Source organism: Rhodococcus sp. AH-ZY2, from assembly GCF_030916465.1.
In the GTDB taxonomy this organism is placed as follows: Bacteria; Actinomycetota; Actinomycetes; order Mycobacteriales; family Mycobacteriaceae; genus Rhodococcus; species Rhodococcus ruber.
Genome location: NZ_CP126458.1, coordinates 2,988,500 through 3,000,689 on the forward strand (window position 1 = coordinate 2,988,500; position 12,190 = coordinate 3,000,689).

The following is a 12,190-nucleotide window of genomic DNA, read 5'->3' on the forward strand; positions in this document are numbered from 1 at the left end:
GCTTCTATCGTGTCACTCCTCGACCGTGGTGAAGCTGATTTGAGATGTCGGCGGCGAGTTGTCGCGGATCGGCATCGGGTCCGGCAACCCGCCACGGCGACATCCACTGTCGGCGTGCGAGGTCGTCGTACACCTGCCCGGTGCGGGCCTGCAGACCCGAGTCCCGTTCGTAGGCGTCCCGGTCGCGGGCCGTGTCGGCCGCGGCGCGGCTACGGGCCCGGCGAGCCGCCAGCTCGACCGGCACCCGCAGCAGCAGCTGCAGATCCGGCACGGGCAGCGCGAACCGCTCGAACTCGAGCTCGCGGACCCACTCCACCGCCGGTCCCGAGCCGTCCTCGTGGTGCCGGGCGGCGGTGTAGGCGGCATTGGACGCGACGTACCGATCGAGCAGGACGATGTCGTTGTCCGCCAGGAGTTTCCGCAACTCGTCGGCGGCGTCACGGCGGTCGAGGGCCCACAGCAGCGCCATCGCCTCGATGCTCGAGGCGGTGTCGCCGTGCCGGCCCCGCAACGCCTCGGCCCCGAGGTCGGCGTGCACCGAGGTCCCGTAACGCGGGAACGCACGCGTCGCGACGACGAATCCGGCTGCGCGCCAGGACTCGACGAGGCCGGCGGACAGTGTCCTCTTGCCGGCCCCGTCGAGCCCCTCCACGACGATCAACGCGCCCATCGGCGGTGTCCTGCGATTCCCGCGCTCAGTACCGGTAGTGCTCGGGCTTGTACGGGCCTTCGACGTCGACCCCGATGTACTCGGCCTGGTCCTTGGACAGCTTGGTCAGCTCACCACCGAGGGCCTCGACGTGGATGCGGGCGACCTTCTCGTCCAGGTGCTTGGGCAGACGGTAGACCTCGTTGTCGTACTCGTCCGGCTTGGTCCACAGCTCGATCTGGGCGATCACCTGGTTGGCGAACGAGTTGCTCATCACGAACGACGGGTGACCCGTGGCGTTGCCGAGGTTCAGCAACCGGCCCTCGGACAGCACGATGATGGAATGCCCGTCTGCAAAGCGGAACTCGTCGACCTGCGCCTTGATGTTGATGCGGGTGACATCCGTCGCCCGCTCGAGGCCGGCCATGTCGATCTCGTTGTCGAAGTGGCCGATGTTGCCCAGGATGGCCTGGTGCTTCATGCGACGCATGTGATCGAAGGTGATGATGTCCTTGTTGCCGGTCGCGGTGATCACGATGTCGGCCTGCTCGATGAAGCCCTCGACGGTGACGACGTCGAAGCCGTCCATCAGCGCCTGCAGTGCGTTGATGGGGTCGATCTCGGTGACCGACACCCGCGCACCCTGCCCGCGCAGCGCCTCCGCGCAACCCTTGCCGACGTCGCCGTAACCGCACACCAGGGCGGCCTTGCCGCCGATGAGGACGTCGGTGCCGCGGTTGATCCCGTCGAGCAGCGAGTGCCGGGTGCCGTACTTGTTGTCGAACTTGCTCTTGGTGACCGAGTCGTTGACGTTGATCGCGGGGAACGCCAGATCGCCGCCGGCCGAGAGCTGGTACAACCGCAGCACGCCGGTGGTGGTCTCCTCGGTGACGCCGCGAATCGACTCGGCGATCGCGGTCCACTTCTTGGCGTCCTGTGCGAGGGATTCGCGCAGCAGCGCCAGGAAGACCCGGTACTCGGCGGAGTCGTGGTCCTCGTCCACCGGCGGCACCACGCCCGCCTTCTCGAACTGCGCGCCCTTGAGCACCAGCATGGTGGCGTCGCCACCGTCGTCGAGGATCATGTTGGCCGGGCGCGGGGTGCCGTCGGCGGCGGCGGGCCAGGTGAGCATCTGCTCGGCCGCCCACCAGTACTCCTCGAGCGTCTCACCCTTCCATGCGAACACCGGTACGCCCTTCGGCTCCTCCGGGGTTCCGTGCGGGCCGACGACGACCGCGGCGGCGGCGTGGTCCTGGGTCGAGAAGATGTTGCACGAGGCCCAGCGCACCTCGGCGCCGAGGGCGACGAGCGTCTCGATCAGCACGGCCGTCTGCACCGTCATGTGCAGCGAGCCGGAGATCCGCGCACCCTTCAGCGGCAGCACCTCCGCGTACTCGCGGCGCAACGCCATCAGACCGGGCATCTCGTGCTCGGCCAGCCGGATCTCCTTGCGGCCGAATTCGGCGAGGGACAGATCGGCGACCTTGAAGTCGATCCCGTTCCGCTGGTCGGCCACGAGCTTGTTGTCGGACACGTGAGGATGCCTCTCCTGTTGGCAGTCGGTTCTGCCAACAGGCTATACAACTCGCTGTTCAGTCGCGCCGGGCGGAGCGATCGATGAACGGGCCGAGCAGCTCGGCCAGGTCCGCGGCGACGTCCCGGTCGGACTCGGGCGGCATGGAGATGTAGCTCATCGCGACGCGCACGATCGCCCGCCCCAGGATGCCCGCATCCGCCGCGGACGCCTGTACCCAGCTGCGCTGGAAGGTCTCCGAGAGCCGAGCGGAGGCCCGCTCGATGAGCGGCGCCGCGTCCGTGGTGATCAGCCGCAGCAGATCCGGCTTGGCCTCGCCGCGCAGCAGGGACTGGATCAGCGGGTCGGCACTGCTCTCGACGAAGAACGAGGTGAACCCCTCGACGAGGGCGGGGCGCGCCTGTCCCACGTGGGTGTAGATCGCGTCGTCGACGGCGTCGACGAACTGATCGACCAGGCGCAGTGCGTACGCCTGAGCGAGGCCCTGCCGCGACGAGAACTCGTTGTACAGGGTCTGCCGGCTCACGCCCGCACCCCGCGCGACGTCCGTCATGGTGATCGCGGACCAGTCACGGGCGGTGAGCAGGTCCCGCATGGCATCGAGCACCGAATTGCGCAGCAGCATCCGGCTGGCCTCGTGGAACGGTACGCGCTGCCGGTCTTCGGGTTCCCCGGCTCGCGGAGGCTCCCCGGCGGTGGCGGATTCGTGCACGATCGACATGCCGCGACGGTTTCACGCGGGGCCGATCCCGTCAACACGAGCGTCCGTCGCCGCCGGGCCGGTCCACGTCAGTCGACGGGGATGCCCGTCTCCGCCAACCGGGCGCGGAACAGCTGCGCCGGCCCGCCGGCGGCGCGCACCGTGACGGCCGGGTCGGACGCGGAGAGCCAGACCGCCTGCCCGGCCGCCAGCTGCAGGGTCCGCCCCTCGCATTCCACGCCGGCGGACCCGGAGGTGCACAGCAGGATCTGCGGACCGCACGGCGGCAGCGCGACGCCGTCCGGCGCCGCACCCGAGCCGGGGGCGAGATCGATCCGCGACAGGGCGAACTCCGGGGCAGGAGTCCGGTAGCGCACCTCCCCCGGGCCGGCCGGCTCGGGCTCGAGGATCGGCACGTCCACGGGCCGGAAATCGAGCACTCGCAGCAGCTCCGGCACGTCGACGTGTTTCGGCGTGAGTCCGCCGCGCAGCACGTTGTCCGAGTTGGCCATGATCTCGACGGCCATGCCGTGCAGGTACGCGTGCAGGTTCCCCGCTGCGAGGAACAGGCCCTGTCCCGGCTCGAGGGTGATCCGGTTGAGCAGGACCGCGGCGAGTACGCCCGCGTCGCCGGGATAGAACTCGGCGAGCTGCAGCACTGTCCGCACTTCCTCGGCGAACGGGGCTACGCCGTCGCCGTTGTGCGTCGCCAGGTAGGTCACGCAGCCGTCGAGTACCCGCGGCAGCAGGGCCGACAGCACCGACTGCGGGAGGGTGATCCAGATGGTGAACAGCGCCCGCAGGCCGTCGGAGTCGGGTTGCCCGGCGAGCAGCCCGACGTACGGATCGAGTTCGGGTACCTCGAGGGCGGCGAGCAGCTCGACGGTGCGGTGCGGATCCCGGAAGCCGGCGAGCGCCTCGAACCGGGTGAGGGCGACGACGAGCTCGGGCTTGTGGCTCGCATCGCGGTAGTTCCGCACCGGCGACTCCAGGGGCAGGCCCGCGGCCTCCTCCCGGGCGAAGCCCTCGGCAGCCTGTTCGGCACTCGGATGCGCCTGCAGCGACAGTGGTTCCTCGGCGGCGAGCAACTTGAGCAGGAACGGCAGCCGCGGCCCGAACCGGCTCAGTGTCGCCGGCCCGAGATGCCCACCCGGGTCGGCCTCGAGGACATCGAGCAGGGAGGTGCCCCCACCCGGGCCGTCACCGTTGGTGCTCACCACCCGCGCCGGGTCTGCGGGGTGCGCACCCAGCCACAGTTCCGCCTCCGGATGAGCGGACGGCACCGTCCGGCCGCACAGTGCCGCGATCGCGGTGCGCGAACCCCAGGCATACGAACGCAGCGCACCTTCGAGTCGGAGCACTACCGACCACCGACCAACCGCAGATAGGCAGCGGCCATCTCGAATCGCACGGCCAGCACCGCCACCTGCTCCGGCACCGACGGCACCGCTTTCGCCTCGAACTCCCCCACCACCGATACCAACTCCATGTCCGGCAGCGCTGCCGCGCGCCGCTCCGCCTGCCGCCGATCTTCCTCCACACTCACCACGAACACCCGCGCCGGGGGTGCGGGCACCGGCCCGTCGAGCTGTTCGTCGTGGAAGAACGGATCGTACGACTCCCCACCCGCCGGGGGTATCGCGACGAGCCGGTCCCGTGCGGCGAGAACGTCCGGCAACGCCGCCGCCGCGGCGATCACGCCGGCCACCTGCAGCAGGGACTCCCCCGCGTGCCGGGCCAGCGCGGCCGTCACCGCCGAGTCACCCGCCAGGGCGACCCGCCGGGACTGGATGCGGGCGGCGAGCGCCTTCGCCGGGTTCCGGAACACCTCACTGCCAGGCTGGTCGCGGCCGGCTTCGCCGTCGGCCGAGTCGGCGAGATCGGCCAGCGGGGGAACCGCGCCTGCCGTGCGGGTGGCCTCCATCGCCGCCACCACCGCGAGGAACACCGCCAGGTGCCGTAGGAGCGAGTACGCCACCGGCACCCGGATCCGCGGCGGCAGCAGCATCGCCCGGCCCGCCGCCGCCGCCCGGATCGGTCCCTCGTCCGGGGCGTCGACGACCACCTCGGCGCCGCGCCGCAGGGCCGCGGCGACCGATTCGACGAGCTGGGGGTCGCCGGCGTCGTCACCGGCCACGACGACGACGTCGAGCGGGCCGACCCAGGGCGGGGTGACGGGGGCCGTGACCAGCGGCACGGCCGAGCGCGCCGCGAGCATCGCGACGACCAGCTCGCCCGCGCGGGCCGCGCGCGCGTCACCGCACACGAGCACCACGCTGCGCGGGTGCAGGCCGTGCAGGCGATCGAGGATCTGCTCGTCGACGGCCGCGGCGGTGGCGCGGATCTGTGCCCCGCCGAGCGCGGCGAATCGCAGGATCCCGTCGACGTCGGCGTCGATCAGGGCACCGGTGTCGTCCAAGTCGAGGATCGAAGAGGGAGCCGTCATGGCTGCGCCACCGTCCTTCCGACTCGCACCGACCCGGGACCGCGCCCCGGGATCTCGATTATCCCCGCCACGGATAATTCCGTCACGCGCGCACGATGGCCAGGATTTCCCTCACCAGCGCGTCGACCTGCTCGGCCGTGCGGGCCTCGACGTTGAGCCGCAGCAGGGGCTCGGTGTTGGAGGCCCGCAGGTTGAACCAGGCACCGTCGGTGAGATCGACGGTCACGCCGTCGAGCCGGTCGACGGCTTCGGCACGGTCGCCGAAGGCCTCGAGCACGGCGGCGGTGCGCTCCGTGGCGTCGTCGACGGTGGAGTTGATCTCCCCGGACGCGGCGTACCGGTCGTATTCGCGCATCAGCTCGGACAGGGGCCGGTCCTGGCCGCCGAGCGCGGCGAGCACGTGCAGGGCCGCGAGCATGCCCGAGTCCGCGCCCCAGAAGTCGCGGAAGTAGTAGTGCGCCGAGTGCTCGCCGCCGAACACGGCCCCCGTCTCGGCCATCTGCTGCTTGATGAACGAGTGCCCGACGCGGGTGCGGACGGGCTTGCCCCCGAGCTCGGTGACCAGCTCCGGCACCGCGCGGGACGTGATGAGATTGTGGATGATCGTCGATCCGGGTTCCTTCGCGAGTTCGCGCGAGGCCACCAGCGCGGTGACCGCCGACGGCGTGACCGGCTCACCACGCTCGTCGACGACGAAGCAGCGGTCGGCGTCACCGTCGAACGCGAGGCCGAGGTCGGCCCCCGAGTCGCGCACCAGCTTCTGCAGGTCCACCAGGTTGGCGGGATCGAGCGGATTGGCCTCGTGGTTGGGGAAGGTTCCGTCGAGTTCGAAGTACAGCGGCACGAGGTCGATCGGGAGCGCGCCGAACACCGCGGGCACCGTGTGCCCGCCCATGCCGTTGCCGGCGTCGACGGCGACCTTCAGCGGGCGCATCGCGGACAGGTCCACCAGGGAGCGGACGAACGCGGCGTAGTCGGCCAGCACGTCCCGCTCGGTGACGGCGCCGGGGGCTCCGTCGAAGTCCGGGACGCCGGCGACGAGTTCGGCCGCGATGGTGGCGAGCCCGGTCTCCTGTCCGACCGGCTTGGCCCCGGCCCGGCACAGCTTGATGCCGTTGTAGCGCGCCGGGTTGTGGCTCGCGGTGAACATGGCGCCCGGAGCCTCGAGGATCCCGGACGCGAAGTACAGCTGGTCGGTGGAGGCCAGGCCGATGTGGACGACGTCGAGCCCCTGGGCGGTGACGCCGGCGGCGAAGGCCTGGGACAGCTCCGGGGACGAGGCGCGCATGTCGTGCCCGATCACGATGCGGGTGGCGCCGCCGTCACGCATCAGGCGGGCGAAGGAGGCTCCGACGTCCCGGACGAATCCGGCGTCGAGCTGTTCTCCCACCAGGCCACGCACGTCGTACGCCTTGACCACGGCGGACACGGACTCGGCAGTTCTCGCCACTGTTGCTGCTCCTGATCGTCGACTGGCGCCGCCGCCTCCGCGGCGGGGCACGGTCAGCCTAGTGCGCGACGATCAGGACGTGGGATCGGGCAACACGCGCAGATGACCACGCCGGCCGGTGCGGGCGGTAGGGGGTGCGGCCAGCGCCGGGGGGACACCGGAATCGGTGTCGTCGGAGTCGGTGCGGCCCCGCTCGCCGAGCCCGGCTTCGCGTACCGCCTCGGCCAGGGCGGTCAGGTCGTCCTCGTCCGGGGTACCGGCGGTGAAGGCACCTTCGTACCGGACCAGTTCCCACCCCTTCGGTGCGGTGATCCGCGAGCCGTGCGATTCGCACAGATCCCACGAGTGGGGCTCGGCGACCGTCGCCAGGGGCCCGACGACTGCGGTGGAGTCCGAGTACACGTAGGTCAGCGTCGCAACAGCAGGGTTCTTGCACCCAGGCCGGCAGCATCGACGCAGTGATCTCACAGTCGGAGAGTAGCGCGCCGTGCGCTCCGGGACTATCCGGACACACCGGAGAACCGGGTACGGATTTGCGTGTCGTACTGTCCAGGCATGCCCCGATCGCGCCGTCCCAGACCCGTGACGTCCCGCTCGGTCGCGCGTCGCGGCCGTGGTGTGCGCGGCCCGCTGTTCCCGCACGAGGTGCCGGCGTGGCGCTCGCGCGCGGAGAAGTTCGATCTACTCGTGCTGGGGGCCTTCGCCCCGATCGACGCGCAGTGGCACGACCGGCTGACCAAACTCGACATCGCCGTCGACGAGGTGCCCAAGATCCGCGCCCTCGACCCGGACTCGGTGACCTGGCCGTCGGAGGTGGTCGCGGACGGCCCGGTGCCGTTGTCGCGGCTCGTCCCGGCGGGGATCGACCGGCGTGGCGCGGCGACGCGGGCCCGGATCGTGCTCTTCCGCCGCCCGCTCGAACTGCGGGCGAAGGATCCCGAGGATCTCACCGACCTGGTGCACGACGTCCTCGTACACCAGGTCGCGACGTACCTCGGCGTCGAGCCCGAGGTCGTCGACCCCGAACTCGGTGGCTTCGACGAGGACTGACGCCTCAGACGATGCCGCGCTTGAGGCGTCGCCGCTCGCGCTCCGACAGACCGCCCCAGATGCCGAAGCGTTCGTCGTTGGCCAGCGCGTATTCGAGACATTCGTCCCGGACCTCGCACCCCAAGCAGATCCGCTTCGCCTCCCGGGTCGATCCCCCCTTCTCGGGGAAGAACGCCTCGGGATCCGTCTGCGCGCACAACGCGCGTTCCTGCCACTGTTCGTCGACACCGTCGGACGGGTCGCCGAAACCATCGATCAGACTGAGCACGGGCCGCGCGGACGCGTCCCCCCCGATGCCGTCGATGTCCCGGACGTCCTCGCCTGCCGTGCCGATGCCTGCAGTGTCGATCCGAGAGCTCTCGAACCATTCGCGCTCGTCGGCCATCGTTCGCCTCCTCACCTGCAGCGCTGCAACTCTCGTCGAAACCGGCCCACTCCGCGCCATTCCGATCGAACATGCGTTCGAATACAGTTCACCCCAACCGATCTCGGCTCCGGTTCACTGGAAATGACACTTATGTGATTAGACACGTGGGGCGTGTCGCGGTCAAGCCGAGCGGTGCCGCTGCCTTACCATCCGGGGTTCTCCTCCGCGCCGCTGCGCACCTGCCGCCCGGGCGCGCAGGCACCCCGGCAGCTCTCGCGGCACACCGCCTACGCTTGCCCTGTGAACGTGACTGTATTGGTCGGCGGCGTCGGAGGTGCGCGTTTTCTCACCGGCGTGCGCCGGCTCCTCGGCATCGAACCCGGCCGCGACCTCGACCCCGACGCCGCGCACCGGGTGACCGCGATCGTCAACATCGGCGACGACGTCTGGATGCACGGGCTGCGGATCTGCCCCGACCTGGACACGTGCATGTACACCCTCGGCGGCGGGATCGACGCCGAACGCGGATGGGGCCGGGCCGACGAGACCTGGCACGCGAAGGAGGAGCTGGCGGCGTACGGCGCCACCCCGGACTGGTTCGGCCTCGGCGATCGCGACATCGCGACGCACCTGCTGCGCACCCAGTTGCTGAGCGCCGGGTACCCGCTCTCGGCCGTGACCGAGGCGCTGTGCGACCGCTGGAAGCCCGGCGTCACCCTCCTCCCGGTCTCCGACGACCGCAGCGAGACCCACGTCGTCATCACCGATCCGGTCGACGGCGAGCAGCGCGCCGTGCACTTCGAAGAATGGTGGGTCCGGCACCGCGCCCAGGTTCCCACGCACAGCTTCGCGCACATCGGCGCCGAGAAGGCCGCCCCCGCCCCGGGCGTGCTCGCGGCGATCGAATCGGCGGATGCGGTGATCCTCGCTCCCTCCAACCCGGTGGTCAGCATCGGCGCGATCCTCGCGATCCCGGGACTGCGCGGCGCGCTGCGCACCACGTCCGCGCGGATCGTCGGCCTGTCGCCGGTGATCGACGGAAAACCGTTGCGCGGCATGGCCGACGCCTGCCTCGGCGTGATCGGAGTCGAGACCACCGCTCAGGGGGTGGGACGGCACTACGGGGCCCGCAGCGGCGCCGGCCTGCTCGACGGCTGGCTGATCCACTCCACCGACACCGCCGACGTGCCCGGCGTCGAGGTGCGCAGCGTGCCGCTGCTCATGACCGATCCCGACGCGACAGCCGAAATGGCTCGCGCCGCACTCGAACTGGCAGGAGTGACGCTGTGACTACGCCCTCCGACACGGCCGTCGGCACCGCCGCCGGAGTGCGCGACCACTCCCCCGGGCGGCCGATCGAGATCCGCCCGGTGCCGGGCCTGCCCGAGTTCCGGCCCGGCGACGACCTCGCCGCCGCACTGGCCGACGCCGCCCCCTGGCTCGCCGACGGGGACGTCCTCGTCGTCACCAGCAAGATCTTCTCCAAGGTCGAGGGCCGCATCGTGGACTCCCCCACCGACCCCGACGCCCGCGACGCGCTCCGGCGCCGCCTCGTCGACCAGGAGGCGGTGCGCGTGCTCGCGCGCAAGGGACGCACCCTGATCACCGAGAACCGGCTCGGGATCGTGCAGGCCGCCTCCGGGATCGACGGCTCGAACGTCGCCGCCTCCGAACTCGCCCTGCTGCCCGAGGATCCGGATGCGAGCGCCGCGGCACTGCGCGAGCGTCTGCGGACACTGCTCGGCGTGAGCGTCGCGGTGGTCGTCACCGACACGATGGGCCGGGCCTGGCGCGTCGGCCAGACCGACGCGGCGATCGGGGCGGCCGGTATCCCGGTCCTGCACGAGTACGCGGGATCTCGTGACGGACAGGGCAACGAACTGTTCGTCACCTCCGTGGCCGTCGCCGACGAGATCGCGGCCGCGGGCGACCTCGTCAAGGGCAAGCTGGGCGGGGTTCCGGTCGCGGTGATCCGTGGCCTCGACCTGCCCGACAACGGTTCCACCGCCCAGCAACTCATCCGCCGCGGCGAGGACGACCTGTTCTGGCTCGGCACCGCCGAGGCACTCGAGTCCGGCCGCCGCGAGGCGCTGTTGCTGCGCCGGTCGGTGCGGGAATTCTCCTCGGAACCGGTCGATCCCGAAGACCTGCGCGAGGCCGTCGCCGAGGCCCTCACCGCTCCGGCGCCGCACCACACCCACCCGGTGCGGTTCGTCTGGGTCCGCACCGAGCAGGTGCGCCGCCGGCTGCTCGACCGCATGCGCGAGCGTTGGGCCGCCGATCTCGCCGGCGACGGGCTCGCCCCGGCGGCGATCGACCGACGGGTGGGCCGCGGTGCCATCCTCTACGACGCGCCCGAGGTGGTGATCCCGTTCTGGGTTCCCGACGGCGCCCACCGCTACCCCGACGCCCGGCGTACCGCCGCCGAGGCCACGATGTTCACCGTCGCCGCCGGCGCCGCCGTACAGGGGCTGCTGGTCTCGCTCGCCGTCCGCGGGCTCGGCAGCTGCTGGATCGGGTCGACGATCTTCGCCCCGGACGTCGTGCGGCGTGAACTCGGCCTGCCCGCGGACTGGTCGCCGCTCGGCGCGATCGCGGTCGGACATCCCCTCGAGCCGGCGACGCCGCGCGTCGCCCCCGCGGCCGGCGACCTGCTGCTGGAGCTGTGAGGTGAGCGCGTCCACACTGCACGCCTCGGCCGTCGACCGGCTGCGGGCCTGGCGGACCGATTCGGCGGACGCGGAGTCGCTGCGGCACACCATGTTGGCGTTTCTCGACGCCGCACCCGAGGGATGTCTGCGCCGGCACGTTCCCGGCCACGTCACCGCGTCGTCGCTCGTGCTCGATGCCGACCGTCGGCACGTGCTGCTCACCCTCCATCCCCGGGTGGGACGGTGGATCCAGCTCGGCGGGCACTGCGAGGAATCCGACGAGACGGTCGTCGACGCGGCGCTGAGGGAGGCGACCGAGGAGTCCGGAATCGAGGATCTGACCATCGATCCGGAACTGCTCTCGGCGCACACCCACCCGATCACCTGCTCGCTCGGTCGCCCGACCCGGCATCTCGACCTGCGGTTCCTCGTCGTCGCGCCACCGGGGGCCGTACCCGTCCGGAGCACGGAATCGACGGACCTGCGGTGGTGGCCCGTCGATGCGCTACCGCCCGAGGCCGAGCACGACACCCTCGGGCACCTGCTCGGCCTCGCCGGCGCACGCGTCCGGGCGGCCGGCTAGACCGGCTGCAACGTGGGGCGTTTCGGCGCGATACCGTCCCCGGAGGACGTGCCGCGCAGACGCCGCCCGACCCAGGGAATCAGGAACTCCCGCGCCCACCGGCGGTCCTCGGCCCGCTTCGCCGCGGACACCACCGGCGCGGCCTCGAACTCGGTCGGAGTGAGCGTGTGTGCCGCACCGAGGAGATCGAGCACGCGGATCGCCATGTTCCGGTGGCCGGCCGACGACATGTGGAGCCGGTCGAAATCCCACATCCGCAGGTCGCGGTACTCCGCGAAACGCCAGAAGTCGACGATCGTCGCGCCGTGCCGGTCGGCGATCTCCCGGACGAGCTCGTTGTAGACGGCCCAGCGTCCGCGCAGGATCCGGAACACCGGCGCCCAGCTGCCGTCGTAGGCCGTCCACACGAGCACCCGGGCACCCGTCGCGGCGAGCTTGCCGATCGCCTCGTCGTACTCGGCGGCCAGCGCGTCGAGATCGAGCTTGGGGCGCATGAGGTTGTTGCCGCCGGCATAGATCGTCACCAGGTCGGGCCGCATCGCCACTGCCACGTCGAGCTGCTGGTCGAGGATCGGGCGCAGCAGTCGTCCGCGCACGGCGAGATTGGCGTATCCGAATTCCGGATTGTCGCGGGCGAGTTCCTCGGCGACGAGATCCGCCCAGCCCCGCAACCCGTTGGGCCGGGCCGGATCCGGGTCCCCGACGCCTTCGGTGAACGAATCCCCCAGTGCCACATATCGTTCGAACTTCATCGCAGATC

At 71.2% G+C, this 12,190-nt stretch carries 13 protein-coding genes; 4 read left to right on the plus strand and 9 right to left on the minus strand.

The window, feature by feature from the left end; all coding sequences use genetic code 11:
• Positions 1-4: 4 nt before the first annotated feature.
• From QNA09_RS14795 to QNA09_RS14825, 7 genes are all read right to left on the minus strand, one after another.
• The gene (locus QNA09_RS14795; RefSeq protein ID WP_010594748.1) at positions 5-670 is read right to left on the minus strand and encodes a dTMP kinase; all 666 of its coding nucleotides are present in this window, start codon (positions 668-670) and stop codon (positions 5-7) included.
• A 25-nt stretch (positions 671-695) separates the two neighbouring features.
• Complete coding sequence (ahcY, locus tag QNA09_RS14800; RefSeq protein ID WP_010594749.1) at positions 696-2,183, minus strand: adenosylhomocysteinase; 1,488 nt, start codon at positions 2,181-2,183, stop codon at positions 696-698.
• A 58-nt stretch (positions 2,184-2,241) separates the two neighbouring features.
• Entirely contained in the window at positions 2,242-2,904 is a 663-nt protein-coding gene (locus QNA09_RS14805; RefSeq protein ID WP_010594750.1) for a TetR/AcrR family transcriptional regulator, read from the minus strand.
• A 68-nt stretch (positions 2,905-2,972) separates the two neighbouring features.
• A complete protein-coding gene (manA, locus tag QNA09_RS14810; protein WP_010594751.1) occupies positions 2,973-4,244 on the minus strand; it encodes a mannose-6-phosphate isomerase, class I in 1,272 nt (423 codons plus the stop codon).
• Positions 4,244-5,329 (minus strand): hypothetical protein, encoded by a 1,086-nt coding sequence (locus QNA09_RS14815; protein WP_010594752.1) that lies wholly within the window; start codon positions 5,327-5,329, stop codon positions 4,244-4,246. The genes manA and QNA09_RS14815 overlap by 1 nt, the downstream gene beginning before the upstream one ends.
• An 82-nt stretch (positions 5,330-5,411) precedes the next feature.
• The gene (locus tag QNA09_RS14820; RefSeq protein ID WP_010594753.1) at positions 5,412-6,779 is read right to left on the minus strand and encodes a phosphomannomutase/phosphoglucomutase; all 1,368 of its coding nucleotides are present in this window, start codon (positions 6,777-6,779) and stop codon (positions 5,412-5,414) included.
• 72 nt (positions 6,780-6,851) lie between these two features.
• Positions 6,852-7,247, minus strand: a complete 396-nt coding sequence (locus QNA09_RS14825) for a DUF3499 domain-containing protein (RefSeq protein ID WP_172603582.1) — start codon at positions 7,245-7,247, stop codon at positions 6,852-6,854.
• A gap of 87 nt (positions 7,248-7,334) precedes the next feature.
• Here QNA09_RS14825 and QNA09_RS14830 point away from each other — a divergent pair, with 87 nt between their 5' ends.
• The gene (locus QNA09_RS14830; RefSeq protein ID WP_040272457.1) at positions 7,335-7,829 is read left to right on the plus strand and encodes a metallopeptidase family protein; all 495 of its coding nucleotides are present in this window, start codon (positions 7,335-7,337) and stop codon (positions 7,827-7,829) included.
• Positions 7,830-7,833: 4 nt separating this feature from the next.
• Here the strand turns inward: QNA09_RS14830 and QNA09_RS14835 are convergent, their stop codons facing one another.
• Complete coding sequence (locus QNA09_RS14835) at positions 7,834-8,097, minus strand: WhiB family transcriptional regulator (RefSeq protein ID WP_051059567.1); 264 nt, start codon at positions 8,095-8,097, stop codon at positions 7,834-7,836.
• 399 nt (positions 8,098-8,496) lie between these two features.
• On the opposite strand from QNA09_RS14835, the gene cofD reads away from it, so the two are divergent.
• Genes cofD through QNA09_RS14850 form a run of 3 tightly spaced genes read left to right on the plus strand, consistent with a single transcriptional unit; the run spans position 8,497 to position 11,430 of the window.
• Positions 8,497-9,486 carry a 2-phospho-L-lactate transferase gene (gene cofD, locus QNA09_RS14840; protein ID WP_010594757.1) on the plus strand — a complete coding sequence of 330 codons (990 nt, stop codon included), beginning with the start codon at positions 8,497-8,499 and terminating at the stop codon, positions 9,484-9,486.
• Complete coding sequence (locus QNA09_RS14845; RefSeq protein WP_010594758.1) at positions 9,483-10,865, plus strand: coenzyme F420-0:L-glutamate ligase; 1,383 nt, start codon at positions 9,483-9,485, stop codon at positions 10,863-10,865. The genes cofD and QNA09_RS14845 overlap by 4 nt, the downstream gene beginning before the upstream one ends.
• A 1-nt stretch (position 10,866) precedes the next feature.
• Positions 10,867-11,430, plus strand: a complete 564-nt coding sequence (locus QNA09_RS14850; protein WP_010594759.1) for an NUDIX hydrolase — start codon at positions 10,867-10,869, stop codon at positions 11,428-11,430.
• Here the strand turns inward: QNA09_RS14850 and QNA09_RS14855 are convergent.
• Positions 11,427-12,182 (minus strand): SGNH/GDSL hydrolase family protein, encoded by a 756-nt coding sequence (locus tag QNA09_RS14855; RefSeq protein WP_010594760.1) that lies wholly within the window; start codon positions 12,180-12,182, stop codon positions 11,427-11,429. The two genes, QNA09_RS14850 and QNA09_RS14855, sit on opposite strands and share 4 nt — an antisense overlap.
• Positions 12,183-12,190 lie beyond the last annotated feature (8 nt).